We start from the raw sequence: 26,642 nt of genomic DNA on the forward strand, positions 1-26,642 counted from the left end.
CCCGTCCGGTTCACTCGCTGGGAAACGTCTCGACGCGCGCGACATTCGGCGCCGACAATAGATGTCATGGGAAAGCACTACGAACGGATCGATGGCCGCATTCGCACCTTCATCGAACAACAGCCCCTGTTCTTCACCGCAACGGCCCCTCGCGCCGACGACGGGCATGTCAACCTCTCGCCCAAGGGCCGCTCGGGCAGCCTCGTCGTGCTGGACGAGTCGACGCTCGCGTATCTCGACTTCGGCGGCAGCGGCGCCGAGACCATCGCGCACCTGCGGGAGAACGGCCGCATCACGCTGATGTGGTGCGCGTTCACCGGGCCGCCGAAGATCCTGCGGGTGCACGGGCGCGGCGAGCCGGTCTTCCGCGACGACCCGCGCTGGGGCGGGTACATCGCACGGTTCGGGGACGCGGACGGGCCGAGCGCACGGGCGATCATCCTGGTCACCGCGGTACGGATCAGCGATTCCTGTGGATTCGCCGTCCCCTTCATGGACTACCGGGAGGAGCGCACCCAGCACGCGGAGCACTTCGGCAGGAAGTCGGACGACGAGTTCGCGGCGTACTGCGAGAAGAAGGAGTTCGTGGGCGTGAGCCTGGACGGCCTGCCCGCGCTGCCACTACCGCTCCCCGCGCGCACGGACACCCCCGCCGAGACCCTTGAACCCCGTACGGCCTAGGGTCTGTCGTTCGGATCAGGCCGGATCAGGGAGCGGGGTCCGGTGCGTGCGATCGCAACGCGGAGCGTTGGCGACCGACGACAACGCGGCACGCACGCCCGCCGCGTTGTCGGACTCGCCCGAGTACGCCCGGTACGGATGCGATCCTCCGTCTGGAGAGGCGGTCAAGTCGCGACCGGCATACGGTCCGAGCATGCGCGTCCTTCGCACGCTCGGCTCCGTCCTGCTCGCCGTCACCGCCACGGTCGCCGCGGGACCCGTCGTACCCTCGGACACCTCCGTGCCACTGCCCGAGCGGATGGCCGACACCGGCGGCGGCAGTCAGCTGATCACCGCCGAGGCCGCGACCACCGGCGCGACCACGGGCCGCGTCACCTGGTGGGACCGGCGCGGCGGGCGCTGGGTGGCGGCGGGGTCGGCGGACGCGCGGTTCGGCGCGGGCGGACTGGTCCGGGGCACCGAGCGCCGGCAGGGCACCTCGACCACACCCACCGGGCTCTACGACCTGCCCTACGCGTTCGGCATCCGGCCGGCGCCGAAGGGGACCCGTTACCCGTACCGCCCGGTGACCGACCGGTCCTGGTGGTGCCAGGACAACGACTCGCGCGCGTACAACCGGTGGGTCGAGGGCCTGCCGGCCGACTGCCGGGCCGGTGAGGCCGAGAAGCTGACCGACTTCGGCACGCAGTACGCCCACGCCCTGGTCATCGGCTTCAACTACGAGCGGCCCGTGCGCGGCCGGGGCGCCGCGATCTTCCTGCACGTCGACGGCAAGGGCGCGACGGCCGGTTGTGTCTCCGTGCCCGCCGGGGCGATGAGCCGCATCCTGGCGTGGGCCGACCCCGGGCGCTCACCGCACATCGCGGTGGGCACGGAGTCGGGGCGCACGGCGCTCACGAACTACTGACCCCCGCCGGCCCGGCTCCCCCGGTCAGCCGTCCTTCTGGGCCAGCCGCAGCAGATGGTCCGCGAGCGCCTGCCCGCCCGCCGGGTCGCGGCTGATCAGCAGCAGCGTGTCGTCGCCCGCGATGGTACCGAGGATCGGCCGGAGTTCGGCCTGGTCGATGGCCGAGGCGAGGAACTGGGCGGCGCCCGGCGGCGTACGGAGCACCACGAGATTGGCGGACGCCTCGGCGGAGATGAGCAGTTCGCCGGAGAGCCGGCGCATGCGCTCCTCCTTCGCGGACTCACCGAGCGGGGCGTGCGGGGTGCGGTAGCCGCCCTCGCTGGGGACCGCGTAGATCAGCTCGCCGCCGGTGTTGCGGATCTTCACGGCGCCCAGCTCGTCCAGATCGCGCGAGAGCGTCGCCTGCGTGACGCTCAGACCGTCGTCGGCGAGGAGCTTGGCGAGCTGGCTCTGGCTGCGGACCGGCTGCCGGTTGAGGATGTCCACGATCCGGCGGTGCCGCGCCGTGCGGGTCTGCGGGACGGACGGGCCGCTGTGCTCGGCCGCGCCGTTCCCGCCCTCGGCGCCGTGCGTGCCGTTGCCGTTGGTGCCGTTCGCTTCGATCCCGTTGTGCTCGGGTGCCTGCGCCTCGGTCATCGTCGTCTCATTCCCCGGATCGTCCGTCCCCGTCGGTCCCCTGTGCGGTGTCGAGGATGCCCGGCAGGGCCCGGAGGAACGTGTCCACCTCGTCGTCGCCGATGATCAGCGGTGGCATGAGCCGTACGACATCGGGAGCTGGCGCGTTCACCAGGAGACCGGCATCCTGAGCCGCCTGCTGCACCCGCGGCGCGAGGGACCCGGTGAGCACGATACCCAGCAGCAGCCCCGCGCCACGGACATGCGAGACCAGGGGGTGTCCGAGCGCCTCGATTCCGTCCCGCAGCCGCTCCCCCAGCCGCTTCACCTGGTCGAGCGCGCCGTCGGCGCCGAGCGTGTCCAGCACGGCGAGTCCGGCGGCGCACGCGACGGGGTTTCCGCCGAAGGTCGTCCCGTGCTGGCCGGGCTTGAGCAGGTCGGCCGCCGGGCCGAACGCCAGGGTCGCGCCGAGCGGCAGACCCCCGCCGAGCCCCTTGGCGAGCGTGACGACATCGGGCTCGACACTCTGGTGGGCCTGGTACTCGAACCAGTGCCCGGTCCGGCCGACACCCGTCTGGACCTCGTCGAGCACCAGCAGGGTGCCGGTCGCGCGGGTGATCTCCCGCGCCGCCTCCAGGTATCCCTTCGGCGGGACGACGACGCCGTTCTCCCCCTGGATGGGCTCGATGATCAGCAGCGCGGTCTCCTCGGTGACGGCGGCCCTGAGCGCGTCGGCGTCTCCGTACGGAACGTGCGTGACATCACCGGGCAGCGGCAGGAACGGCTCCCGCTTGCCCGGCTGCCCGGTGAGCCCGAGCGCGCCCATCGTGCGCCCGTGGAAGCCGCCGTCGGTGGCGACCATGTGCCCGCGGCCGGTGAGCCGGCCGATCTTGAACGCGGCCTCGTTCGCCTCGGCGCCGGAGTTGCAGAAGAAGACCCGGCCGGGGCGGTCGGCGAGGTCGATGAGCCGTTCGGCGAGGGCGACGGGCGGGCCGGCGACGTACAGGTTCGACACGTGCCCGAGGGAGGCGATCTGCCGGGAGACCGCCTCGACGACGGCGGGGTGCGCGTGTCCGAGGGCGTTCACTGCGATACCGGCGACGAAGTCGGTGTACGCGGTGCCGTCGGCGTCCCAGACGGTGGCCCCGTCGCCGCGCACGAGGGAGAGGGGCGGGGTGCCGTAGTTGTCGGCCATGACGTGCCGCCAGCGCCGCGCGAGCTCCTGGTTGCTGTCGTCGGTCATGATGCTCCCCCTTCTGTGAGCGGTGCGATCTCTGTCGGTTCGACCGGCTCCCGGCCGTCGGGGACGACCATCGTGCCGATGCCTTCGTCGGTGAAGATCTCCAGCAGGATCGAGTGCTGTACGCGGCCGTCGAGCACGCGGGCGGTGTTGACCCCGTTGCGCACGGCGAACAGACAGCCCTCCATCTTCGGCACCATGCCGCTGGACAGCTCGGGCAGCAGCTTCTCCAGCTCGGTCGCGGTGAGCCTGCTGATGACGTCGTCGTTGTTCGGCCAGTCCTCGTACAGGCCCTCGACGTCGGTGAGGACCATGAGCGTCTCGGCCCCGAGCGCCGCGGCGAGCGCGGCGGCGGCGGTGTCGGCGTTGACGTTGTAGACGTGTCCGTCGTCGGCGCTGCGCGCGATCGAGGAGATGACGGGGATACGGCCGTCGGCGAGCAGGGCCTCGATGGCGCCGGGGTCGATGGCGGTGATCTCCCCGACGCGGCCGATGTCGACGAGTTCGCCGTCGATACGGGGCCGGTGCCGGGTCGCCGAGATGGTGTGCGCGTCCTCGCCCGTCAAGCCGACGGCGAGCGGACCGTGCTGGTTGAGCAGTCCGACGAGTTCACGCTGGACCTGGCCGGCGAGCACCATCCGTACGACGTCCATCGCCTCGGGCGTGGTGACCCGCAGCCCGGCCTTGAACTCGCTGACCAGCCCGTGCCGGTCGAGCTGCGCGCTGATCTGGGGGCCGCCGCCGTGCACGACGACCGGCTTGAGGCCGGCCTGCCGCAGGAAGACGACGTCCTGGGCGAACGCGGCCTTGAGGTCCTCGTCCACCATGGCGTTGCCGCCGAACTTGATGACGACGATCTTGCCGTTGTGACGGGTGAGCCAGGGCAGCGCCTCGATGAGGATCTGCGCCTTGGGCAGGGCGGTGTGCTTGCGCGCGGTCATGAGCTGTACGCGCTGTTCTCGTGTACGTAGTCGGCGGTGAGGTCGTTGGTCCAGATGACCGCGGACTCCGTGCCGGCCGCGAGGTCGGCGGTGATCCGTACCTCCCGGAAGCGCATGTCGACGAGGTCGCGGTCGTCACCGACCGAGCCGTTCCTGCATACCCAGACGTCGTTGATGGCGACGTTCAGCCGGTCGGGGTCGAAGGCGGCGGAGGTCGTACCGATCGCCGACAGCACACGGCCCCAGTTGGGGTCCTCGCCGTGCAGTGCGCACTTGAGGAGGTTGTTACGGGCGACGGAGCGGCCGACCTCGACGGCGTCGTCCTCGGTCGCCGCGTTGATCACCTCGATACGGATGTCCTTGCTGGCGCCCTCGGCGTCGCCGATGAGCTGGCGGCCCAGGTCGTCGCAGACCGCGCGGACGGCCTCCGCGAACTCCGCCCGGCCGGGCGTCACCCGGGAGGCGCCGGAGGCGAGGAGCAGCACGGTGTCGTTGGTGGACATGCAGCCGTCGGAGTCGACCCGGTCGAAGGTGGTCCGGGTGGCGGCGCGCAGGGCCGAGTCGAGCGCGGGGCTGTCGACGTCGGCGTCGGTGGTGAGAACGACGAGCATGGTGGCGAGGCCGGGGGCGAGCATGCCGGCGCCCTTGGCCATCCCGCCGACGGTCCAGCCGTCGCCGCTCACGACGGCCGTCTTGTGCACGCTGTCGGTGGTCTTGATGGCGATGGCGGCCTTCTCGCCGCCGTGCGCGGAGAGTTCGGCGGCCGCCTTCTCGATGCCCGGCAGGAGCTTGTCCATCGGGAGGTTGATGCCGATGAGCCCGGTGGAGGCGACGGCGATCTCGCCGGGGCTGTGGCTCTCGGGGGCGGCCTGGTTGAGCACCTCGGCGGCCTTCTCGGCGGTGGCGTGGGTGTCCTGGAAGCCCTTGGGGCCCGTACAGGCGTTGGCACCACCGGAGTTGAGGACGACGGCGGAGATCCGGCCGCCCTTGACGACCTGCTCCGACCAGAGGACGGGGGCGGCCTTGACCCGGTTGGAGGTGAACACGCCGGCGGCGGCGCGGCGCGGGCCGGTGTTGACCACGAGGGCCAGGTCCGGGGTGCCGCTGTCCTTGATCCCGGCGGTGATGCCCGCCGCCGTGAATCCGCCTGCTGCGGTGACGCTCACTGCATCTCCTTGGTCGGGTGGGTGTTGGTGTCTCTCGCCCCGTTGGGGTGGCTGCTCACGGTGCGACTCCGGTGGCCGGGAGACCGGTCTCCTCGGGCAGCCCGAGCGCGATGTTCATGCTCTGGACCGCGCCGCCGGCGGTGCCCTTGGTGAGGTTGTCGATGGCGCTGATCGCGATGACGCGCCGGGCGTCCTCGTCGAGGACGACCTGGACCTGCGCGGTGTTGGAGCCGTACACGGACGCGGTCGCCGGCCACTGCCCCTCGGGCAGGAGCGTCACGAACGCCTCCTCGGCGAACGCCTTCTCGTACGCGCCGCGCACCTCCGCCGCGCTCACGTCCGGCCTCGCCTTCGCCGAGCAGGTGGCGAGGATGCCGCGTGACATGGGGGCGAGGGTGGGGGTGAAGGAGACACCGACGCGTTCCCCGGCCGCCGCGCTGAGGTTCTGGATCATCTCGGGGGTGTGCCGGTGTCCGCCGCCGACGCCGTACGGGCTCATGGAGCCCATGACCTCGGAGCCGAGCAGATGCGGCTTGACCGCCTTGCCCGCCCCGGAGGTACCGGTGGCGGCGGTGATGACGGCCTCGGGCTCCACGAGCCCCGCGCCGTACGCGGGGAAGAGCGCGAGCGAGACGGCCGTCGGATAGCAGCCGGGCACCGCGACGCGCCTGGACCCCTCCAACGCGGCGCGGGCGCCCGGCAGTTCGGGAAGCCCGTAGGGCCAGGTACCGGCATGGGCGGAGCCGTAGAACGCCTCCCAGTCGGCGGCGTCCTTCAGCCGGAAGTCCGCGCCCATGTCGACGACGAGCGCGTCGTCGCCGAGCCGCTCGGCTACGGCGGCGGACTGCCCGTGCGGCAACGCGAGAAAGACCACGTCGTGCCGGGCGAGGACCTCGGTGGTGGTGGGCTCCAGCACACGGTCGGCCAGCGGCCCGAGGTGGGGCTGGAGGGCACCGAGAAGTTGACCGGCATTAGAGTTGCCGGTCAGGGCGCCGATCACGACCCCGGGGTGCCCCAGGAGCAGCCGGAGCAATTCCCCGCCGGCGTATCCACTGGCTCCCGCCACCGCTGCACGTACTGCCATCGAAGCCCTCCTCGTCGATGGCATGACTATACGTAGCTTCGCAGCTTTATGCAATGACGATTTCCCGGCCGGGGTGGGCCGGAGCCGACGATGTCCGACCTGCCGAAGGCGGTCCACCCCGAGCCCGAGGACGTGTCGGCGAGTACGCCGGGCATCCGTCGCGTCATGTGCGCCGTCGACGACGTCGGGAACGCACGTGGGCCGAGTTCGGACGCCGGCCGGGCCGCCGCCGTACGGACCCATCGCGGGACGGGCGTTTTCCCGGCCCGGACGAGGCGGCGACGGCGTCCTGCGTACGGCACCGGATCCTGAGCGCGCTGCCGCACTGGGAGACCTGTGTCCGCTGCTCCGAGGAGTGGGGCTGAGAAATATCCGACCGGTTTCTCCTCCGCGTGTCGATCCGGGCCGCCGCCGTTCGTATGGACGGTGAGAGGTCGGCGAACCGTCGCCGACCACGCCCGCACCACCCGCACCACCCGCACCACCCGCACCGAGGAGGAACCGGAATGAAGCACTATCTGCTCAGCGTGATCCAGCCCGCCGGAGAACCGCCCGCCGCCGATGTCCTGGCGGAGATCGGCCGCAGTCTCGACGCCTTCCACGACGAGCTGAAGACCGCGGGCGGCTGGGTCTTCGCCGGCGGACTGCACTCCCCGGACACCGCCACCGTCGTACGGGTCGAGGACGGCCACGTGCTCATGACCGACGGGCCGTACACCGAGAGCAAGGAGTTTCTCGGCGGACTGTGCATCGTCCGCGCGCCCGATCTGGACGCGGCCCTCGAATGGGGGGCGAAGGCCACGCGTGCGACGACACTGCCCATCGAGGTGCGGCCGTTCCACGGCGAGACCGACAGCTGATGTCCGACTCCCCGGACGCTCCGGCGCGGGACACCGTCTCCCGGTCCGCGATCGAGCGCGTCTTCCGTACGGAGTACGGCCGGGCGGTGTCCGTCCTGGTCCGTGTCTTCGGCGACATCGACATCGCCGAGGAGGCGGTCCAGGACGCGTTCACCACGGCGCTCTCGCGCTGGCAGGACACCGGGGTCCCGCCGAGTCCGGCCGGCTGGATCATCACCACGGCGCGCAACCGGGCCATCGACCGGCTCCGCAGGGAAGCCACCCGCGCCGACCGTTACGCGCGGGCCGCGCTCCTGTACGCCCCCGACGGACCGGCCGAGGAGGGCCCCGTGCGTGACGACCGGCTCCGGTTGATCTTCACCTGCTGCCATCCCGCGCTGGCGCCCGCCGCCCGCGTCGCCCTCACCCTGCGGCTGCTCGGCGGCCTCACCACCGCGGAGATCGCCCATGCCTTCCTGGTGCCCGAACCGACCATGGCGCAGCGGCTCGTACGCGCCAAGGGCAAGATCCGCGACGCCGGGATCCCCTACCGGATCGCGCGCGACGCCGATCTGCCCGACCGGCTCGACGCGGTGCTGTCCGTCGTGTATCTGATCTTCAACGAGGGCTACGCGGCGAGTTCGGGCGACCGGCTCGTCCGTGACGACCTCTGTAAGGAGGCCGTCCGTCTCGGCCGGCTGCTGGTCGACCTCATGCCCGACGAGCCCGAGGCCCGGGGGCTGCTCGCGCTCATGCTGCTGATCGAGTCGCGCCGGGCCGCCCGTACCACCGCCGACGGAGGGCTCGTGCTCCTCGCCGACCAGGACCGCGACCGCTGGGACCGCGACCTCGTCACGGAGGGGCAGGCCCTGGTGCGGCAGTGTCTTCGGCGAGGCCGGCCGGGCCCGTACCAGATCCAGGCGGCGGTCAACGCCGTGCACAGCGACGCGCCGAGCGCCGCCGCGACGGACTGGGGGCAGATCCGCCGGCTGTACGACCAGTTGCTCGCCCTCGCTCCGGGTCCGGTCGTCGCCCTCAACAGGGCGGTCGCCGTGGCCGAGGTCGACGGGCCCGCCGCGGCGCTGACGCTCGTGGACGCCCTCGGGGCGGAACTCGACGGCTACCACGCGTTCCACGCCGTCCGCGCCGATCTGCTCGGACGCCTCGGCCGTCGCGGGGAGGCGGCGCAGGCGTACGCGGCGGCCGCCGCCCGGACGGAGAACGCCGCCGAGCGCGACTTCCTGCGGCGCCGCGAGAGCGAGTGCCGGCCCGGCCCGGCGCGCCCGCGGTGAGCGCTTGACTTCGAGAACACTCCAATACGTACCGTCGCCTCATGACTACTCCTCAGCACAGGATCGGATCAGGTTTCGGCGCGGCCAGCACCGCGGAGGAGGTTCTGCGGGGTGTCGACCTCGCCGGGAAACTCGCGGTCGTCACCGGCGGTTACTCGGGCCTCGGCCTGGAGACGACGCGCGCGCTGGCCGGCGCGGGCGCCCACGTCGTGGTGCCCGCCCGGCGGCGCGCCGTCGCCGGGGAAGCCGTCGCGGGGATCTCGGGAGCAGCCGGGAAGGTCGAGGTGGACGAGCTGGACCTCGGTGACCTCGACAGTGTCCGCGCCTTCGCCGAGAGGTTCCTGGCCTCGGGCCGCGGCATCGACATGATGATCGACAACGCCGGGATCATGGCATGCCCCGAGACCCGCGTCGGACTTGGCTGGGAGGCGCAGTTCGCGACCAACCACCTCGGCCACTACGCCCTGGTCAACCGCCTCTGGCCGGCGCTCGAGCGCGGCGGCGCCCGCGTCGTCTCGGTGTCGTCGGCGGGCCACCGCAGCTCCCCCATCCGCTGGGACGACGTGCAGTTCGAGCGGGGTTACGACAAGTGGCAGGCGTACGGGCAGGCGAAGACCGCCAACGTGCTGTTCGCCGTGCGGCTCGACGCGCTCGGCAGGGACTCCGGTGTACGGGCCTTCTCGCTGCACCCCGGTGGCATTCTCACGCCGCTCCAGCGTCACCTTCCCAAGGAGGAGATGGTCGCCCTCGGATGGATCGACGAGGAGGGCAACCCGCTGAACCGGTCGTTCAAGACGCCCGAGCAGGGGGCGGCCACACAGGTCTGGGCGGCGACCTCTCCTCAGCTGGCCGGCGCGGGCGGTGTGTACTGCGAGGACTGCGACATCGCCGAGCCCGCCGACGAGGCGGACTCCAAGGGCGGCGTACGCGAGTACGCGAAGGACCCCGAGCAGGCGGCGCGGCTCTGGGCGCTCTCCGCCGAACTCACGGGCGTCGACGCTTTCGCGGCGAAGGGCTGAGCGGTTCGAAGGTGACGGGGCGGAAGGACGGGTCGGCTCGGGATGTCCGCCGGTCCGTGGTCGTCCCGGCAGCCCGCACCGCGGTCACGGGTCACGACGCGCGGGCGTCGAGGCGCAGGCTCCAGCGGCCGGGGCCGCCCATGAGGGTCACCGTGGACAGGGGACGCACGTCCACGTTCCAGAAGCTCGGTGCGGGGGCGTGCAGGGCGTACACGAGCGCCGCCCTGATGACCGCCGGTTCGGCGACGGCCACGATGGCGGCGATGTCGTCGGCGGGTCGGGTGTCCAGCCAGCCGCCTATACGGGAGATGAACGCCAGCAGCGGTTCGCCGCCGTGCGGGGCCGAGCGCGGGTCGGCGAGCCAGGCGTCCACGGCGGCCGGTTCACGGGCGGCGACGTCCGCGAAGGTGCAGCCGCGCCAGCGGCCCATGTCGCAGTCCCGGAGGGCCGGCTGGACGAGGGGTGCGTAGCCGAGGGCCTCCCCGGTGGCGCGGCTGCGCGCGGTGGGCGAGCAGTAGCGCAGATCGGCGGCGGCCAGCGGCACGAGCGCGTGCGCGAGGAGCTGCACCTCGTGCCAGCCGGCCTGGTCGAGGGGGCGGTCGTCGTCGAAACGTTCGGCAAGTGGGGCTGAGCTGCGCGCTGCGGCGACCAACGTGACCCGAACACTCATGCCGGGATCGTGAGCCCGAAACCCGCACAGGTCAAGAGGGGGGCTGAAGGTCCGGAGTCATCCACATCAAGGGGTTTTCGAGGGACTTGAACCCCACTTTCTCGTAGACGCCGTGGGCGTGCTCCGTGGCCAGCAGCACGCGCCGCAGCCCCAGCGGGGCGAGGTGGTCGCGTGCGGCGGTGACCAGTTCGGTGCCGAGCCCCTTGCCCCGGGCGACGGGGGCGACGCACACGTCGCAGAGCCAGGCGAAGGTGGCGTGGTCGGTGACGACGCGGGCGTAGGCGACCTGTTCGCCCGACGCGGGGTCGCAGGCACCGAAGTTGAGCGACCCGGCGATCGCCCTGTCCTGGACACCGCGGTCCCGGCCGAGCGCCCAGGACGCGTCCGTCGACAGCCAGCGGTGGATCCGCTCGGCGTCGAGGCGCCCGGGGTCGGTGGAGATGTCGTACGCGGCGGAGGGCGTCGTCTCGGTCATGGCGGAAGGTTGCCGGCCGGGGCGCCGGTTGTCAGTGGCGGGTGCCACGATCGGCCCATGTGGTCAGCCCAGCACCTCGTCGCAGGCGGTACGCAGCCGCCGCACGCCGTCGGCGATCTCCTGCGCTCCCGCGACGGCCGCGTAGCCCAGCCGCAGGTGGCCGGCGGAGGGTTCGGCGCAGAAATAGGGGCGGCCGGGGGTGACGGCGACTCCCGCGCGCAGTGCGGCGGAGGTGAGGGTCCGCTCGTCGGTGCCGTCGGGCAGGCGCAGCCACAGGTGGTAGCCGCCGGGCGGGATGTACGGGAGCGCGAGTTCCGGGAGGTGTTGGCGGACGGCGGCCGCCATGGTGTCCCTGCGGTTCTTCAACTCCCTTGAGAGGGATCGCAGATGGCGGTTCCATGCGGACGATCCGACCAGTTCGAGGGCGGCCTCCTGGAGGGGGCGGGCGACGAAGAAGCAGTCGACGACATGGATGGCGCGCAGCCGTTCCAGCACCGGGCCGCGGGCGGCCAGCACCCCCACCCGGAGGCTGGGTGACGTGGCCTTGGTGAGTGAGCAGACATGGACGACGACTCCGTCGGGGTCGTCGGCGGCGAGCGGGCCGGGCAGCGGCCCCGCGTCCTCGTGGACGAGACGGCGCACGAAGTCGTCCTCGACGACGAAGGCCCCCGCCTCACGGGCGATCCGCAGCACCTCGGGCCGCCGGGCGGTGGAGAGGATCGCTCCGGTCGGGTTCTGGATGAGGGGCTGGCAGACGAACACCCGCGCTCCGGTGGCACGGAAGGCGGAGGCGAGGAGTTCGGGGCGTACGCCTTCGGGGTCGACGGGGACGGGAACGGGCCGCAGTCCGGAGGCCCGTGCGATGGCGAGCATGCCGGGATAGGTGGGTGATTCGACGAGGACGGGCGCGCCGGGCGGGGCGAGCGCGCGCAGCGCGGTGGTCAGGGCGCTCTGGCCACCGGAGGTGACGAGTACGTCGGCGGCCGTCCAGGTGTCGCCGATGCCGCGGGCGAACCACTCACGGAGTTCGGGCAGCCCGTCGGTCGGCGGGCGGCTCCAGGCGCCGGGGCGTCTGCCCGCGCGGGCCAGGGCGGCGGCCATGGCCCGCTCGGGCTGGAGGGAGGAGTGGAGGTAGCCGCCGTTGAACTCGATCACTCCGGGGGCGGGCGCGGCGAGGGTGGTCAGTACGGCGGAGGAGTCGACGCTGCGCGGGACGAGTTCGGTGGCGGCGTCGGCGCTGAGCGCGACCTCCTGCCAGGAGGTGTCACCGGCTCGCGGGGTGCCGGGCCGGGCCGGTGCGCGGAAGGCTCCGGCGCCGGGGCGGGTGACGACCAGCCCTTCGGCGGAGAGCTGGGCCAGTGCACGGGAGACGGTCACCGGGGAGACCCGATGGCGCTCCACCAACTCTCTGCTGGACGGCAGCTTTCCACCAGGTGAGTAGCGGTCCAGCTCCGCTCGCAGAGACTTCGCCAACTCGGCCACACTGCTACGCTCTTGCATGACAGCACAGGATAGCGCTACTCGCCCGGCACCGATAGCGGTCACCGGCGGCACCCTCCTCGCGTCGGCGGGTGTCCTCGCCTTCTCCCTCACCTTCCCGGCGACGGTCTGGGGGCTGGAGAGTTTCGGTCCCTGGTCCCTGGTCGCGGTGCGCAGCGTGCTCGCCGCGCTGATCGCGGGCGGCTTCCTGCTGGCGGTGCGCGTACCGCTCCCGGCGCGTCGGCACTGGGGCGCCTTCGCGGTGGTGGCGGCCGGTGTGGTGCTCGGCTTCCCGATGCTCACGACGCTGGCCCTCCGGACGTCGACCACGGCGCACGCGGCCGTCGTGGTGGGGCTGCTCCCCTTGAGCACCGCCGCGTTCTCGGCGCTGCGTACCGGCCGGCGACCGTCGGTCACGTTCTGGTGCGCGGCCGTCGCGGGCGCGGCCGTGGTGATCGCCTTCACCCTCCAGCAGAGCGGCGGGGCGGTCTCGACCGGCGATCTGTATCTCTTCGGCGCGCTGCTGGTCTGCGCGGCCGGTTACACGGAGGGCGGCAGGCTGGCGCGGCTGATGCCCGGCTGGCAGGTGATCGGCTGGGCCCTGGTCGCGTGCCTGCCGCTCAACCTGGCCGTCTCGGCGGTCGCCCTGTCCGTCGAGCCGGTACGGCTGACGGTTCAGGGTGTGACCGGCCTGGTGTGGGTGGCGGCGGGGTCGACGTTCTTCGGGCTCTACGTCTGGTACCGGGGCATGGCGTCGATCGGGGTCGAGCGGGCCAGCCAGTTGCAGCTCGCCCAGCCACTGCTGACGCTGGTCTGGTCGGTGCTGCTGCTCGGGGAGCGGCCGGCGACGGCCGCGCCGCTGGCGGCCGTCGCCGTACTGCTGTGCATCGCGGTCACCCAGCGGGCCCGCGCGTAGGCGCACTCCCGTCGGGACGGGGCGGGCGCTGTCAGCCCTTGCGCGGCGGGCGTACGCGGGACTTGTAGTGGTCGGCCACCGCCCTCGCGAACGCGCCGTTCTTGTCGTTCACGCACTCCAGCGCGGAGAAGTAGCAGTGTCCCCGTACCTCCGGGTACTGCTTGGCGAAGGTCAGATGGCGGGAGACCTCCGCCACGTCCTGCCAGGGCGCGGGCTGGGCGGGGTCGCCCGCCTTGTAGAGGGCCTCACCGATGTAGAGGTCGACGTCGGTCCCCTTCACCACCTCGCTCCACCAGGGCACGAGCTTCGCGTAGTCGGCGGCGGCGAAGCCGATGTTCCAGTAGACCTGCGGGGTGATGTAGTCGATCCAGCCCTCCTTGACCCACTTCCTGGTGTCGGCGTACAGGTCGTCGTAGGTCTGCACGCCGGCCATGGTGTCGGAGCCGGTCGGGTCGGTGGCGATGTTGCGCCACACCCCGAACGGGCTGATGCCGAAGGCGACGTGCTTCTTGGTCCTCTTGATCCGCTCCGCCGTCTCGCGCACCAGCCGGTCGGTGTTGTCGCGCCGCCAGGACGCCTTGTCCGGGAAGCCCGCGCCGTACTGCTCGTACTGCGCGTCGTCGTCGAAGACCTGGCCGGCCACCGGGTACGGATAGAAGTAGTCGTCCCAGTGCACGGCGTCGATGTCGTAGCGCCGTACGGCGTCGAGCATCGCGTCCTGGACGAACTTCCTGACCTCCGGGATGCCCGGGTTGTAGTACAGCTTTCCGCCGTACGGAAGGATCCACTCGGGGTGCTTGCGCGCCGGATGGCTCGGGATCAGCCGGGACGGGTCCGTGTGATTGGCCACGCGGTACGGGTTGAACCAGGCGTGCAGTTCGAGACCGCGCTTGTGGGCCTCCTTGACGGCCGTACCCAGCGGGTCCCAGCCCGGGTCCTTGCCCTGTACGCCGGTCAGACACTCGGCCCAGGGCTCGAAGGACGACGGCCACAGCGCGTCGGCGGTCGGCCGCACCTGGAAGATGACGGTGTTCAGCTTCCGGTCGACCGCGGTGTCGAGGAACTTCAGCAGTTCCGCGCGCTGTTCGGCCGCCGGCAGTCCGGGCTTCGACGGCCAGTCGCGGTTGACGACCGTGGCGAGCCACATGCCGCGCAGCTCACTGCGTGCGCTGTGCCGGCCCCCGGAACCCCCGGCGGCCCCCGCACCCGCCGCCGCTCCGGTCCCACCGGTCGTCCCGGTCGCCCGCGCCGCTCCCGCCGCGGCGACGGCGTCGCCCGCCATCGCCAGTGACGTGAGCGCGCCCGTCGTGACCGCCACGAACCCTCTTCTACCGATTTGCCGCATTTACTGACCCCTCGTGGGTGAACTCGGACTGACGTTGCCGCACAGCATGCCCGCCCCGACCCACGGTGCACACACCTGTGCGGAGTAACGTCGAGGGCCGAAGCGGGCACCGGAATCACACGGCGCCCCGCAGAACCGGGACCAGCGAAAGGCACGATGTGACCGACATCGAACGCGTCGGAGTGGTGGGCTGCGGCCAGATGGGCGCAGGCATCGCGGAGGTGTGCGCCCGCAGCGGCCTCGAGGTGATGGTCGCCGAGACCACCGGCGAGGCACTGGAGATAGGGCGCACCCGCCTCTACAACTCCCTCTCGAAGGCCGCCGAACGCGGCAAGATCACCGAGGAGGACCGTGACGCGACCCTCGGCAGGCTCAGTTTCACCACCGACCTCGGGGAGTTCGCCGACCGCGATCTGGTGATCGAGGCCGTCGTCGAGAACGAGCAGGTCAAGACGGAGATCTTCCAGGTCCTCGACCAGGTCGTGACGCGCACCGACGCGATCCTGTCCTCGAACACCTCCTCCATTCCGCTGGTGAAGCTGGCCGTCGCGACGTCCCGTCCCGACCAGGTCATCGGCATCCACTTCTTCAACCCGGCACCGGTCCAGCAGCTCGTCGAACTGATCCCGGCGCTGACCACGTCGGACGACACGGTCAAGCGCGCCGAGGCCGTCGTGCGGGACGTGCTGGGCAAGCACGCGATCCGCGCCCAGGACCGGTCCGGTTTCGTGGTGAATGCCCTGCTCATCCCCTATCTGCTCTCGGCGATCCGGATGTTCGAGTCCGGCATCGCCAGCCGTGAGGACATCGACAACGGCATGGAGATGGGCTGCGCCCACCCGATGGGTCCGCTCAAGCTCGCCGATCTGATCGGCCTGGACACCGTCGCCTCGGTCGCCGATTCGATGTATGCCGAGTACAAGGAGCCCCTGTACGCCGCTCCCCCGTTGCTGCAGCGCATGGTGGACGCGGGGCGCCTCGGCCGTAAGTCGGGCTCGGGCTTCTACCCGTACGGCTGAGCCTTCGGGACCGGGCTCACCTCGGCGCTACGCGCCGCCGCCCAGTCGCAGGTGATGGAGCATCAGCAGTCCGGCCGCCATGTTGGCGGCCGGCACCAGGCCGCGCGCGATCATCTCGGGGACGTGTTCGAGCGGTATCCACTCCCGGCGCGAGGACTCGAAGTCGTCCTCGGGATGGCCGGTGTAGGTGGCCGCTTCCGACCAGTAGAGATGGTGCCGGGAGTCGGTCAGGCCGTTGGACGGCTCGACGGTGAGCAGGTGATGGAGGCGGCCGGGGCGCCAGCCGGTCTCCTCCTCCATCTCCCGCGCCGCCGCGCTCTCGACGGACTCGCCGTCCTCGACGACGCCCGCGGCCAGTTCCCAGCCCCAGCTGTCGGTGATGAAGCGGTGCCTCCAGAGCATCAGCACCTCGTTGGCCTCGTTGACCGCCGTCGCGACGGCCACCGGACGGAGCCGGATGAGGAAGTGGTCCAGATGCCTGCCGTCGGGAAGTTCGACGTCCGCGAGATTCACCTGGAACCAGCGATTCTCGTACACGGTCTGTTCGCTCAAGTTCGCCCACTGCACGGTTTTGCCACCTTCCGGTTGGGAGTTGGCAATATGGCAGCAGGCGCCTGCTCACAGGGGAACGCGCAGTGCCCGTGCGACGAATCCGGCCGCTTCCGTCGCCTCCGCGCTGCCGCTCTCCATCAGCCCCAGCCGCACCGCGCCCATCCGGTCCCTGAGTCGCAGCGACTCCATCCCCCGGGCCCGCTCGGCCATCTCCCGGGCCGTACCGGCCGCCCGGTCCGCTTCGCCCTGCCGCAGCTCGATCTGGCTCAGCATCGCGAGCCGGTGCACCCGACCCCGCTCGTGCGCCGGAGCTTCCACCGCCCGGGCCGCGTGCGTCCGCGCGGCCGTCAGATCACCGAGACCGAACAGGGCCTCGGCCACCTGCACATTGACCAGGCCGGGCTCCACATAGCCGGTCTCCTCCGGCTCCTGGCCCGGTGTGATCCGGCCCGCCTCGGCCTCCGCCCGTCCGATGCACACCCGTGCCGCGCCCCCGTCGCCGAGGAGGGCGTACGACTTGGCCTGCATCGCGTACAGATCCGCGGCCAGCGCCGGGGTGATCGCCCGCCCGGCCGTACGCAGCGCGGCCTCGGCGAAGGCCACCGCCTGCCGGTACTCGCCCGTGAACAGCGACTGGTTGACGAGCAGCGCGATGGCGTACGCGCCCAGTCCCGTGTCCCCGCTGGCCTTCGCCAGCCGCAGCGCCTGGTGGAAGTAGCGCTGGGCGAGACCCTGCGCGTCGGAGTCGTACGCGCAGATACCGGCCACCGCCACCAGTCCGCCCGTGGCACGGTGCAGTTGGCGGCCCATCGCGTCGCTGTAGCCGCCGCGCAGCATGGGCGCCGTCTCTGCGTTGAGGAAGCCGACGACCCGCGCGTGGGTGGCGAGACCGCCCGCGCGGCGATACATCAGCTCGTAGTGCGTCCTGGCCGTCCGCAGCAGCTCGATGTCCGCCGGGCCGACACGGCTGTGGCCGACGCGCGAGACGTCCGCGTCCTGCGGCGGGTTCTCCCACTCCCAGACGGGCATCACGGCGTGCGTACCGGTCACGGCGGGCGCCGCCACGACATGGCCCCGCTGCTGCTGGTCGGAGCGCCACAGCGCGGTGGCGCGCTCCACGAAGACCGACAGGGTGGCGTCGCGGCTCGGCGCCCCGGGGGCCGAGCCGAGGCCGATGTCGTCCAGGGTGAGCGTCCGCCCCAGCCGGTCGCCGAGCACCTGGCAGATCAGCTCCGGCACCGGGCCGCGCGGTCGCTGCCCCCTCAACCACCGCAGCACGGACGTGTGTTCGTACCGCAGACCGAGTCCGCGCGCCTGTCCCGCCCGGTTGACCCGGGCGGCGAAACCGGCGTGGGACATGCCCGCCTCGTCGATCAGTGAATCCAGCAGGGTATTGGGCTGCATGTGCCCCTCCGGGAGCTAGGCAGCCTCAGGTTAGTGGGGCATCGCACGGGGTGTGAACGTAACGCCCGTATCGGTACGTTGTGCGCCCTGCCGCGCAGGTCGCCGTGCCGGTTGACTTGGTCGTCTCGCAAGGAGCGGCCGGGCCGCCGCACTCCCCCTCGTGCGGTACGGCGGCCCACACCCCGTCGTCCGTCCCGCCCACCTGCCGGACACTCCGCGGGCGGGACGGACGACTCGGCCGCACGACCCTGTGCCGGCAGCGGCGAACAGGGGGTTGCGAGGCGGATCCACGGCGCAGTGTTCGCCCCCCGGCCTGCGCCGTATCCGCGTTTTCCCTACGCGACTCGACGCGAGCCGACGAGACCGGCGTACGGACACGGCCGAGGGGCGCGCCCGGACCTGAATCCGGACGCGCCCCTCGGTCGTTCAGCCTTCCCGCCGTCGGCTTCCGGGCCGTTCGGCGGACCTGCGGGCGATCACGCCCCGCGCAGCACCGCCCCGGTGCGCCCGGCGGCCAGCGCCACCGCGGAATCGCGCGCGGCGGACGCCTCCTCGACGGTCAGCGTCCGGTCGGCCGCGCGGAACCGCAGCGCGTACGCGAGGGACTTCCTGCCCTCGCCGAGCTGCTCGCCGGTGAAGACGTCGAACAGCCGGATGGATTCCAGCAGTTCACCCGCGCCCTCGTACAGCGCCCGCTCCACGTCGGCGGCCGGCACGTCCTTGCCGACGACCAGCGCCACGTCCTGGGTGGCGACGGGGAAGGTCGAGATCCGCGGCGCCGTCAGCGCGCCGGCGCCCGCCCGCTCCACGAGATCCAGATCGATCTCCATGGCGCAGGTGCGCTCCGGCAGGCCGTACGCCTTGATGACACGCGGGTGCAGCTCACCCGCGTGACCGACGAGGGTCCGCTCGCCGTCCACCGCTGCGTACAGCGCCGCACAGCGGCCCGGGTGCCACGGCGCGTGCTGATCGGCCTCCACCGTCAGCTCGGCGCCCGCCTCGGCGGCGACCGTACGGGCCGCCTCGACGGCGTCCGCCCAGTCGGCCGGACGGCCCTTGCCCCACCAGCCGGCCTGCTCACGCGCACCGGCGAGGACGACGGCGGCACGGCGCGGCTGCCGGGGCAGCGCGGCGTCGAGCGCGGCGATCTCCTCGTCCGTGGGCCGCCGGTCGACGGGCAGCCTGACCGGTGCGCTCTCCTCGCCCGTGGGCCGGAAGACCAGACCCGTCTCGAACAGTGCCAGATCGTGCGAGCCCCGGCCGTCGTTACGGCGCAGCGCGCCGAGGAGCCCCGGCAGCAGCGTCGTGCGCATCGCGGGCTCGGTGTCGGCGAGCGGGTTGACGAGCGTGACCGTACGGCGCCGGTCGTCGTCTGGGGGCAGTCCGAGCTGGTCGAGCTGCGCCCCGCCGATGAACGGGTAGTTCAGCGCCTCGACATAACCCGCGCCCGCCAGCGCGCGGCCGACCCTGCGGTGCAGCCGCTGCCGTCCGGTGAGCCCGCGCCCCGACGACGGCCGGGGCAGCGTGGACGGCAGGTTCTCGTAGCCTTCGAGCCGGATGACCTCTTCGGCGAGGTCGTTGATCTCGCGGAGGTCGGGCCGCCAGCTGGGGACGGTGACGATCAGCTCGTCCTGTCCAAAGACGTCGCAGCCGATCTCCTGGAGACGGCGTACGACGGTCTCTCTGCCGTATCCGACACCGGCCACCCTGTCGGGGTGGTCGGCGGCCATGGTGATGGTGTGCGGTCCGGACGGCGCGACGACCTCGGTGACACCGGCCTCCGCGGATCCGCCCGCGAGCAGCACCAGCAGATCGACCGTGCGCTGCGCGGCCGCCGCCGCGGCGTGCGGGTCGACGCCACGCTCGAAGCGCCTGGACGCCTCGGACGACAGCTTGTGCCTGCGTGCGGTGCGGGCCACGCTGACCGGGTCGAAGTGCGCCGCCTCGACGACGACCTCGGTCGTGCCGCGCGCCGCGCGTTCGGCGGCGGACGAGGACAGCGGGCTCGCCACGATCTCGCCGTCGGCGATCTCGGTGTCGGCGCCGCCCATCACACCCGCGAGGCCGATCGGCCCACGCTCGTCGGTGATGACGAGGTCGGCCGCGTCCAGGACGCGCTTGACGCCGTCGAGGGTGGTCAGCTCCTCGCCCTCCTCGGCACGCCGCACACCGATGGTGCCGTCCACGAGCTTGCGGTCGTAGGCGTGCAGCGGCTGGCCGATCTCCAGCATCACGTAGTTGGTGATGTCGACGGCCAGCGAGATGGGGCGCATCCCGGCCTTCTGGAGCCTGCGCTTGAGCCAGATCGGGGAGCGCGCCTCGGGGTCGAGCCCGGTGACGGTGCGCATGGTGAAGTGGTCGCAGCCGACCGGGTCCGAGACCTCCACGCGGTGGCCGAAGGAGTTCGGCGCCGGAACGTCGATCAGCGCCGGGTCGCGGAGCGGAAGCCCGTACGAGATGGCGGTCTCGCGGGCGATGCCGCGCATCGAGAGGCAGTAGCCGCGGTCCGGCGTCACGGCGATGTCGAGGACCTCGTCGACGAGCTGGAGCAGCTCGACGGCGTCGGTGCCGACCTCGTACTCGGGCGGCAGGACGACGATGCCGCCGCTGCCGTCGTCGCCCATGCCCAGCTCGGCGCTGGAGCAGATCATGCCGTGCGAGGTCCTGCCGTACGTCTTGCGGGCGGAGATCTCGAAACCGCCGGCCAGCACGGCGCCGGGCAGGACCACGACGACCTTGTCGCCGACGGCGAAGTTCCGGGCACCGCAGATGACCTCCTGCGGCTCGCCGGTTCCGCCCCCGGAGCCTTCGGCCCGGGAGGTGCCCCCCGCGTCGCCGATGTCGAGCGTGACGAAGCGGATGGGCTTCTTGAACTCGGTCAGCTCCTCGATGGTGAGGACCTGGCCGACGACGATGGGGCCCTTGAGGCCCGCCCCGACCTGTTCGACGGTCTCGACCTCCAGGCCGGCCGAGATGAGTCTGGCCTGGACGTCGCGACCGGTCTCGGTGGCCGGCAGCTCGACGTACTCGCGCAGCCAGGAAAGCGGGGCGCGCATCAGATCTCCATCCCGAACGGCCGGGTGAACCGGACGTCACCCTCGACCATGTCTCGCATGTCCTCGACGTTGTGCCGGAACATCAGCATCCGCTCGATGCCGAAGCCGAACGCGAATCCGCTGTACCTCTCCGGGTCCACACCGCAGGCGACGAGCACCTTCGGGTTGACCATGCCGCAGCCCCCGAGCTCGATCCAGCCCTCGCTGCCACAGGTGCGGCAGGGCCGGTCGGGGTTGCCGACGGACTCGCCGCGGCACACGTAGCAGACCATGTCCATCTCGGCGGACGGCTCGGTGAAGGGGAAGAAGTTCGGCCGCAGCCGGGTCTTCATGCCCTCGCCGCCGAACAGCGCCTGGACCATGTGGTCGAGGGTGCCCTTGAGGTCGGCCATGGTCAGGCCCTCGTCGACGGCGAGCAGCTCGACCTGGTGGAAGACGGGGGTGTGCGTGGCGTCCAGCTCGTCCGTGCGGTAGACCCGCCCGGGACAGATCACATAGACGGGCAGCTCACGGCCGAGCAGGGCGCGGGCCTGCACGGGCGAGGTGTGCGTACGCAGGACGAGGCCGGAGCCGTCGTCCGCGCCGTCCGCTCCCGCGCCGGTCCCGACGAAGAAGGTGTCGTGCTCGCCCCGCGCCGGGTGGTCCGGGCCCATGTTGAGCGCGTCGAAGTTGAACCACTCGGTCTCGATCTCGGGTCCCTCGGCCACCTCGTAGCCCATGGCCACGAAGATGTCCTCGATGCGCTCCGAGAGCGTGGTGAGCGGGTGCCGGGCGCCGGCGGGGGTGCGGTCGTAGGGCAGCGTGACGTCCACCGCCTCCTCGACCAGCACCCGGGTGTCCCGCTCGGCCTCCAGCTCCGTCTGCCGGGCGGCGAGCGCCTTGTTCACGGCGCCGCGGGCCTGGCCCACGCGCTTGCCCGCCTCGGCCTTGGCCTGCGGCGGCAGTGCGCCGATCTCACGGTTGGCGAGCGACAGGGGCGAGGTACCACCGGCGTGCGCGGTCTTCGCGTGAGCGAGCGCCTCGAGGTCGCCCGCGGCGGCGAAGGCGGCGAGCGCCTCGTCCCGCATGCGCTCGATCTCTTCCGGTTTCAGCGCCTCGACCTCGACTGGGTCGTACGACTTGTTGGGTGCCGACATCTGTTCCCGTACTTCCGGTTGGCTGGGTCCTGTCCGGTCGGTGTTCGCGGTCCGGCCCGCGGCGCCTGGTGCCGTACATCGCAAGGCGGGGGATCGTCCTCGTACTGGACGTACTTGGACGACTCCGACAACGCGGCGAGGTGCGGTGCCAGGCTTCGCGGGCCCGCGAAGACCGACCGGACAGGGTCCAGGCGAAAACGACCCCGCTCGATGGCCGAGGACGCGAAGGTGCCAAGGGTCGAGTCTAAAGGCCGTACGGAGTGAAGAAGCCCGTGGGCGGTCAGGCCAGGTAGGCCGGGGCGCCGACGGGCAGGATAAATCGGAACTGGGCCCCGCCGCCGGGTCCGCGGCCGACGGTGATGGTCCCTCCGTGCGCCTCGACGATGCCCTTGACGATATACAGCCCGAGGCCGGTCCCACCGCGCTTGCTCCCCCGCCAGAAGCGGGTGAAGACACGGCCCATCGACTCCTCGGGGATGCCGGGGCCTTCGTCGCTCACGGTGACCGCCGTTCCTTTCGCGCCGCCGTCGGAGTGCGTGTGCTCCGCGCCGGGCCGCTCCGTGTGCCCCTGGTCGACATGTTTGACCTGGGCGGGTGCCACTTCGATGGTGACAGTTCCCTCGCCGTGGCGCACCGCGTTTTCCAGCAGGTTGCCGAGTATCTGGTCGATCTTGTCGGGGTCGGCCCACAGCGCGGGCAGCGGCTGCTGGATGCGGACGAGGAAACGGTCCGGGGACTGCCCGGAGGCGATGAACGACTGGATGTGGCGTCCGACCGCGGTCCCGATGTCGACCGGCTGACGGCGCAGTTCGAGGCGTCCGGAGTCGATCCGGGAGATGTCGAGCAGCTCGGCGATCAGCCGGGTCACGCGGTTGGCGTCGGCGTCGACGGTCTCCAGCATGAGCCGCTTCTGGTCGTCGGTGAAGCGTTCCCACTTGGCGAGCAGCGTCGCGGTGAACCCCTTCACGGAGGTGAGCGGGGAGCGCAGCTCGTGCGCGACCGTCGCGATCAGCTCGGCGTGGCTGCGTTCGGTACGGCGACGGGCCTCGGTGCCGCGGATGCTGATGACCAGTCTGCGTACGGGCCCCTGGGGGAACACGCGCACATAACGGGCGGAGACCAGGACCTCACGGCCGCCGGGCAGCAGCAGATTGCGCTCCGGCTGGCCGAAGCGGGTGCGCAGGCCGCCGTACGGATCGGTGAGCGCCCACCAGCGGCGGCCTTCGAGGTCTTCGAGGGGCAGGGCGCGCTCCAGCGGACTGCCGACGGCCTCGGCGGCGGCGACGGCGGTGATCCGGGTGGCGGCGGCGTTGAAGCAGATCACGCGGCCCGTCTCGTCGGCGACGACGAGCCCGTCGGGGAGGTCGTCGGGATCGATCCCGAAGTCCTGTCCGAGGTCCTGTCCCGGGTTGCGCGTGGGGCCACCGGGGCCGCCGGGGGCCGATTCGCCGGGATCGGGCCTGACGGGTCCCCGAGTGATGGCCGACCCGCTCGCCCCGACCGTCATGCCCGCATCCCACCTCTTCCGAAGAGCACAGTGGGCCCCCGAGTTTCGGGTCACCCTACTAGCTCTCATCGCTCAAGGTGACTGCGCGGACCCCCTCAGCTCGCGGTGCTGACTCGTTGCGCCCGAGCGGAGGCGTAGAGACATACGGCCGCCGCGGTCGCCAGGTTCAGACTCTCGGCCCTGCCGTGGATCGGCACGCGTACGACGGCGTCCGCCAGTGCCCGTGTCTCGGCGGGCAGCCCCCATGCCTCGTTGCCGAAGATCCAGGCGGTCGGACCGCCCATGGTGCCCGCGTCGAGTTCGTCGTCGAGGTCGTCGTCGCCCGCCCCGTCGGCGGCCAGCACCCGCGCTCCCGCGCCCCGCAGGCCCGACACGGCCTCCCCGACGGGGACGCCGACGGCGACCGGCAGATGGAAGAGCGAACCGACCGACGCCCGGACCGACTTGGGGTTGTAGAGGTCGACGGACGCGTCGGTGAGGACGACGGCGTCGGCGCCCGCCGCGTCGGCGCAGCGCAGCACGGTGCCCGCGTTGCCCGGGTCGCGTACGTGCGCGAGGACGGCGACGAGCCGGGGGCGCGCCCGCAGGATGGACTCGAACGGCGTGTCCAGGAAGCGGCAGACGCCGAGCAGGCCCTGCGGGGTGACGGTCTGCGAGACGTCGGCGACGACCTCGGCGTCGGCGTAGTGCACCCGTGCCCCGGCCGCGCGGGCGGCCGACACGATGTCGGTGTACCGCTCGGCCGCCTCGACGGTGGTGAACAGCTCCACCAGCGTGGGGGCGCCGTCCTCGCCCCGGTGCTCGACCGCCTCGCGCACGGCCTGCGGTCCCTCGGCGATGAACCGGCGTTCCTTGCCGCGGAAGGCCCGTCTGGCGAGCCGCCGGGCGGCGACGACTCGCGGGGAACGCGGAGAGATCAGCTCGGGGGTGCCCATGGGCGGCGGCTCGCTTCTCGTGCGGACGTAGGCGTGCGTGGAGTTGGGTGGCGCGCGCGGTTACGTACTTGCGTGTACGGCGTGGAACGCGCCGGACCCGCAGGCGGTGTGCCTGCGGGTCCGGCGGGAAGTGTCGCGATCGTGATCCGGCTGGGGATCAGGCGGCGGCCTTCGGGGCGTTGACGTCGCTCGGGAGCGCCTTCTGGGCGACCTCGACGAGCGCGGCGAACGCGTTGGCGTCGTTGACCGCGAGCTCGGCCAGGATCTTGCGGTCCACCTCGATGTTGGCGGCGTTGAGACCCTGGATGAGGCGGTTGTACGTCATGCCGTTCTGGCGGGCGGCGGCGTTGATCCGCTGGATCCACAGCCGGCGGAAGTCGCCCTTGCGCTTCTTGCGGTCGTTGTAGTTGTAGACCAGGGAGTGTGTGACCTGCTCCTTGGCCTTGCGGTACAGGCGCGAACGCTGGCCGCGGTATCCCTTGGCCTGCTCGAGGATCGCCCGGCGCTTCTTGTGGGCATTCACTGCCCGCTTGACGCGTGCCACTTGTTAACTCCTTGTAGCTGGGTCACGGGCGTTGACGTGACCCGAGAACGGCGTGGTCGGTATGGCGGCTGGGCCCCGCCGGGCGGGGCTCGCGCCTACAGGCCGAGAAGCTTCTTGGCCTTCGCGGCGTCACCGGGAGCCAGCTCCACCGTGCCGGCGAGACGGCGCGTCAGGGTGGACGGCTTGTGCTCCAGGTAGTGGCGACGGCCCGCACGCTGGCGAAGGATCTTGCCGGAGCCGGTCACGCGAAAGCGCTTCTTCGCACCGCTGTGCGTCTTGTTCTTCGGCATAACGCCGTTCTCCTCATCAGTGGCACTCCCCGGCCGGCCGGAACCGGCACATGGGAGCGTCAGATTGCTATGTATGGAATCCGGGCGGGATTCCGGGGGCGCCTGGCCGGCGGCCCGTGGATCACGCCTCGGAGGACGATTCGGCCGGAGCCTCGGCGTCGGCTTCCGCACGGGCCCTCGTGGCGTCCGGGGACTCGTCCACGTGGTCGTCGGGCGCGTGACTCTGGCGCTCCGCCTTGCGGGCCGCCTGGGCCTCGCGGGCCTCTGCCATGGCTTCGGTCTTCTTCTTGTGCGGGCCGAGCACCATGATCATGTTCCGGCCGTCCTGCTTCGGGTTCGACTCGATGAAGCCGAGCTCCTCGACGTCCGAAGCGAGACGCTGGAGCAGTCTGAAGCCCAGTTCCGGGCGGGACTGCTCACGACCACGGAACATGATCGTGATCTTGACCTTGTCACCCTGCTTGAGGAACCGGACGACGTGACCCTTTTTGGTGTCGTAGTCGTGCGGGTCGATCTTCGGCCGGAGTTTCATCTCCTTGATGACCGTGTGCGCCTGGTTCTTGCGCGCCTCACGGGCCTTCATGGCCGACTCGTACTTGAACTTCCCGTAATCCATGAGCTTGCACACGGGCGGACGGGCGGTCGCCGCGACCTCGACCAGGTCCAGGTCGTACTCCTGCGCGAGCTCCAGGGCCTTCGCAAGCGGCACGATGCCGACCTGCTCGCCGCTGGGGCCGACAAGGCGGACCTCGGGAACACGAATCCGGTCGTTAATGCGGGGCTCAGCGCTGATGGATCCTCCTCGGTAGCACCACACGACTGTCTGGCAGGCAGCCGCGTAACGTCTGTTTCGTCAGACCAACCGCGCGGAGAATCGAAAAATGCCCCGGACGGGACACAGGCGGGAGCTCCATGAATACCGGAACACCGCCGCGTCGAACCGCGGGGCGAATCGGGCGGCTCCATCGTCCGTACGGAACGATGGCGACCACCTGACCGGTGACCCGCCACCCCGAGGGGCGGCCAGGTGGGAGAACGGAGCCTCCACTTGTGGGTCGGGCACACACATGTCCGACCGGTCGTTACACAAGGTTAGCAGCTCCGGCCCGCGTGAGCTAACCAGCTGTCTCCTCCTCCCGCGCCGGGGCATATCGTGTGCCGAATGAGCGACACGACCTCCCCCCAGGAACCAGCCGACTTCGACGCCATGACCCGCGACATCGCGGAGGTACCGGCCGTCGAGGTGATCGTCACGGTGGCCGTCAATCTGATGAGCGCCGCCGCGGTGAAGCTCGGTCTCACGGAGGACGGCGACGCCCACAAGGACCTGGACGAGGCCCGCAAGCTGGTGCACTCGCTGGCCGGGCTGATGGACGCGAGCGCGACGGAGATCAGCTCCTTCCACGCGGCTCCGCTGCGCGACGGGCTGAAGTCGCTCCAGCTGGCCTTCCGCGAGGCGTCACTGGTCCCTGACGAGCCGGGGCAGGGTCCCGGCGAGAAGTACACGGGGCCGGTCTACGGCTGAGCCAC

Annotated in this window: 26 protein-coding genes; 8 read left to right on the forward strand and 18 right to left on the reverse strand. The window is 71.6% G+C overall.

Annotated features, from left to right (window positions below; genetic code table 11):
* The first annotated feature begins 66 nt into the window (after nucleotides 1–66).
* Together SSPS47_RS05215 and SSPS47_RS05220 are read left to right on the forward strand one after the other, a co-directional pair.
* Nucleotides 67–681, forward strand: a complete 615-nt coding sequence (locus SSPS47_RS05215; protein ID WP_164249092.1) for a pyridoxamine 5'-phosphate oxidase family protein — start codon at nucleotides 67–69, stop codon at nucleotides 679–681.
* Nucleotides 682–874: 193 nt separating this feature from the next.
* Entirely contained in the window at nucleotides 875–1,588 is a 714-nt protein-coding gene (locus SSPS47_RS05220; protein WP_164249094.1) for a L,D-transpeptidase family protein, read from the forward strand.
* Nucleotides 1,589–1,612: 24 nt separating this feature from the next.
* Here SSPS47_RS05220 and SSPS47_RS05225 read toward each other — a convergent pair whose 3' ends face one another.
* From SSPS47_RS05225 to argC, 5 genes are read right to left on the reverse strand one after another with little or no spacing between them, the layout of a single operon-like run.
* Nucleotides 1,613–2,224, reverse strand: coding sequence for an arginine repressor (locus SSPS47_RS05225; protein ID WP_164249096.1), 612 nt, complete (start codon nucleotides 2,222–2,224; stop codon nucleotides 1,613–1,615).
* A 7-nt stretch (nucleotides 2,225–2,231) separates the two neighbouring features.
* Nucleotides 2,232–3,446 carry an acetylornithine transaminase gene (locus SSPS47_RS05230; protein WP_164249098.1) on the reverse strand — a complete coding sequence of 405 codons (1,215 nt, stop codon included), beginning with the start codon at nucleotides 3,444–3,446 and terminating at the stop codon, nucleotides 2,232–2,234.
* Entirely contained in the window at nucleotides 3,443–4,384 is a 942-nt protein-coding gene (argB, locus tag SSPS47_RS05235; RefSeq protein WP_164249100.1) for an acetylglutamate kinase, read from the reverse strand. Before argB ends, SSPS47_RS05230 begins: the two co-directional genes overlap by 4 nt.
* Nucleotides 4,381–5,550, reverse strand: coding sequence for a bifunctional glutamate N-acetyltransferase/amino-acid acetyltransferase ArgJ (gene argJ / locus SSPS47_RS05240; protein ID WP_164249102.1), 1,170 nt, complete (start codon nucleotides 5,548–5,550; stop codon nucleotides 4,381–4,383). The genes argB and argJ overlap by 4 nt, the downstream gene beginning before the upstream one ends.
* Nucleotides 5,551–5,605: 55 nt before the next feature.
* Nucleotides 5,606–6,634 (reverse strand): N-acetyl-gamma-glutamyl-phosphate reductase, encoded by a 1,029-nt coding sequence (argC, locus tag SSPS47_RS05245; RefSeq protein WP_164249103.1) that lies wholly within the window; start codon nucleotides 6,632–6,634, stop codon nucleotides 5,606–5,608.
* A 506-nt stretch (nucleotides 6,635–7,140) separates the two neighbouring features.
* Here argC and SSPS47_RS05250 point away from each other — a divergent pair.
* The 3 genes from SSPS47_RS05250 to SSPS47_RS05260 are packed head-to-tail and all read left to right on the forward strand — an operon-like array spanning nucleotide 7,141 to nucleotide 9,784.
* Complete coding sequence (locus SSPS47_RS05250) at nucleotides 7,141–7,494, forward strand: YciI family protein (RefSeq protein ID WP_164249110.1); 354 nt, start codon at nucleotides 7,141–7,143, stop codon at nucleotides 7,492–7,494.
* Nucleotides 7,494–8,765, forward strand: a complete 1,272-nt coding sequence (locus SSPS47_RS05255) for a sigma-70 family RNA polymerase sigma factor (RefSeq protein ID WP_203557790.1) — start codon at nucleotides 7,494–7,496, stop codon at nucleotides 8,763–8,765. The genes SSPS47_RS05250 and SSPS47_RS05255 overlap by 1 nt, the downstream gene beginning before the upstream one ends.
* A gap of 41 nt (nucleotides 8,766–8,806) precedes the next feature.
* Nucleotides 8,807–9,784: an SDR family NAD(P)-dependent oxidoreductase gene (locus SSPS47_RS05260; RefSeq protein ID WP_164249114.1), complete on the forward strand. Its 978-nt coding sequence runs from the start codon at nucleotides 8,807–8,809 to the stop codon at nucleotides 9,782–9,784.
* Nucleotides 9,785–9,875: 91 nt separating this feature from the next.
* Here the strand turns inward: SSPS47_RS05260 and SSPS47_RS05265 are convergent, their stop codons facing one another.
* From SSPS47_RS05265 to SSPS47_RS05275, 3 genes are all read right to left on the reverse strand, one after another.
* Nucleotides 9,876–10,454 carry a histidine phosphatase family protein gene (locus tag SSPS47_RS05265; RefSeq protein WP_147877315.1) on the reverse strand — a complete coding sequence of 193 codons (579 nt, stop codon included), beginning with the start codon at nucleotides 10,452–10,454 and terminating at the stop codon, nucleotides 9,876–9,878.
* Nucleotides 10,455–10,485: 31 nt separating this feature from the next.
* On the reverse strand, nucleotides 10,486–10,929 hold the full coding sequence (locus tag SSPS47_RS05270; RefSeq protein ID WP_164249116.1) for a GNAT family N-acetyltransferase: 444 nt from the start codon (nucleotides 10,927–10,929) through the stop codon (nucleotides 10,486–10,488).
* 63 nt (nucleotides 10,930–10,992) lie between these two features.
* Complete coding sequence (locus tag SSPS47_RS05275) at nucleotides 10,993–12,429, reverse strand: PLP-dependent aminotransferase family protein (protein ID WP_164249118.1); 1,437 nt, start codon at nucleotides 12,427–12,429, stop codon at nucleotides 10,993–10,995.
* Between SSPS47_RS05275 and SSPS47_RS05280 the strand changes: the two genes are divergently transcribed.
* Nucleotides 12,428–13,324 carry a DMT family transporter gene (locus SSPS47_RS05280; protein ID WP_164249120.1) on the forward strand — a complete coding sequence of 299 codons (897 nt, stop codon included), beginning with the start codon at nucleotides 12,428–12,430 and terminating at the stop codon, nucleotides 13,322–13,324. The genes SSPS47_RS05275 and SSPS47_RS05280 overlap by 2 nt on opposite strands.
* A 31-nt stretch (nucleotides 13,325–13,355) precedes the next feature.
* Here the strand turns inward: SSPS47_RS05280 and SSPS47_RS05285 are convergent, their stop codons facing one another.
* Entirely contained in the window at nucleotides 13,356–14,606 is a 1,251-nt protein-coding gene (locus SSPS47_RS05285; protein WP_239065219.1) for a family 10 glycosylhydrolase, read from the reverse strand.
* A 221-nt stretch (nucleotides 14,607–14,827) separates the two neighbouring features.
* Here SSPS47_RS05285 and SSPS47_RS05290 point away from each other — a divergent pair, with 221 nt between their 5' ends.
* A complete protein-coding gene (locus tag SSPS47_RS05290) occupies nucleotides 14,828–15,688 on the forward strand; it encodes a 3-hydroxybutyryl-CoA dehydrogenase (RefSeq protein ID WP_147877320.1) in 861 nt (286 codons plus the stop codon).
* Nucleotides 15,689–15,715: 27 nt separating this feature from the next.
* Here the strand turns inward: SSPS47_RS05290 and SSPS47_RS05295 are convergent, their stop codons facing one another.
* From SSPS47_RS05295 to infC, 9 genes are all read right to left on the reverse strand, one after another.
* Nucleotides 15,716–16,255 (reverse strand): NUDIX hydrolase, encoded by a 540-nt coding sequence (locus SSPS47_RS05295; RefSeq protein ID WP_147877321.1) that lies wholly within the window; start codon nucleotides 16,253–16,255, stop codon nucleotides 15,716–15,718.
* A 51-nt stretch (nucleotides 16,256–16,306) separates the two neighbouring features.
* The gene (locus tag SSPS47_RS05300) at nucleotides 16,307–17,644 is read right to left on the reverse strand and encodes a transcriptional regulator (RefSeq protein ID WP_164249124.1); all 1,338 of its coding nucleotides are present in this window, start codon (nucleotides 17,642–17,644) and stop codon (nucleotides 16,307–16,309) included.
* 476 nt (nucleotides 17,645–18,120) lie between these two features.
* Nucleotides 18,121–20,700 (reverse strand): phenylalanine--tRNA ligase subunit beta, encoded by a 2,580-nt coding sequence (gene pheT, locus SSPS47_RS05305; protein ID WP_164249125.1) that lies wholly within the window; start codon nucleotides 20,698–20,700, stop codon nucleotides 18,121–18,123.
* Nucleotides 20,700–21,836, reverse strand: a complete 1,137-nt coding sequence (gene pheS, locus SSPS47_RS05310; protein ID WP_164249127.1) for a phenylalanine--tRNA ligase subunit alpha — start codon at nucleotides 21,834–21,836, stop codon at nucleotides 20,700–20,702. The genes pheT and pheS overlap by 1 nt, the downstream gene beginning before the upstream one ends.
* A 280-nt stretch (nucleotides 21,837–22,116) precedes the next feature.
* Nucleotides 22,117–23,343 (reverse strand): ATP-binding protein, encoded by a 1,227-nt coding sequence (locus tag SSPS47_RS05315; RefSeq protein ID WP_164249129.1) that lies wholly within the window; start codon nucleotides 23,341–23,343, stop codon nucleotides 22,117–22,119.
* Nucleotides 23,344–23,438: 95 nt separating this feature from the next.
* Nucleotides 23,439–24,278: an RNA methyltransferase gene (locus tag SSPS47_RS05320; RefSeq protein WP_164249131.1), complete on the reverse strand. Its 840-nt coding sequence runs from the start codon at nucleotides 24,276–24,278 to the stop codon at nucleotides 23,439–23,441.
* A gap of 157 nt (nucleotides 24,279–24,435) precedes the next feature.
* A complete protein-coding gene (gene rplT / locus SSPS47_RS05325; protein ID WP_023542860.1) occupies nucleotides 24,436–24,822 on the reverse strand; it encodes a 50S ribosomal protein L20 in 387 nt (128 codons plus the stop codon).
* Nucleotides 24,823–24,917: 95 nt separating this feature from the next.
* Complete coding sequence (gene rpmI, locus SSPS47_RS05330) at nucleotides 24,918–25,112, reverse strand: 50S ribosomal protein L35 (RefSeq protein WP_078078233.1); 195 nt, start codon at nucleotides 25,110–25,112, stop codon at nucleotides 24,918–24,920.
* Nucleotides 25,113–25,233: 121 nt separating this feature from the next.
* Entirely contained in the window at nucleotides 25,234–25,929 is a 696-nt protein-coding gene (gene infC, locus SSPS47_RS05335) for a translation initiation factor IF-3 (RefSeq protein WP_147877327.1), read from the reverse strand.
* A gap of 345 nt (nucleotides 25,930–26,274) precedes the next feature.
* On the opposite strand from infC, the gene SSPS47_RS05345 reads away from it, so the two are divergent.
* Nucleotides 26,275–26,637, forward strand: coding sequence for a DUF1844 domain-containing protein (locus tag SSPS47_RS05345; RefSeq protein ID WP_147877328.1), 363 nt, complete (start codon nucleotides 26,275–26,277; stop codon nucleotides 26,635–26,637).
* Nucleotides 26,638–26,642: the final 5 nt, after the last annotated feature.

Source organism: Streptomyces sp. S4.7, assembly GCF_010384365.1.
Taxonomy (GTDB): Bacteria; Actinomycetota; Actinomycetes; order Streptomycetales; family Streptomycetaceae; genus Streptomyces.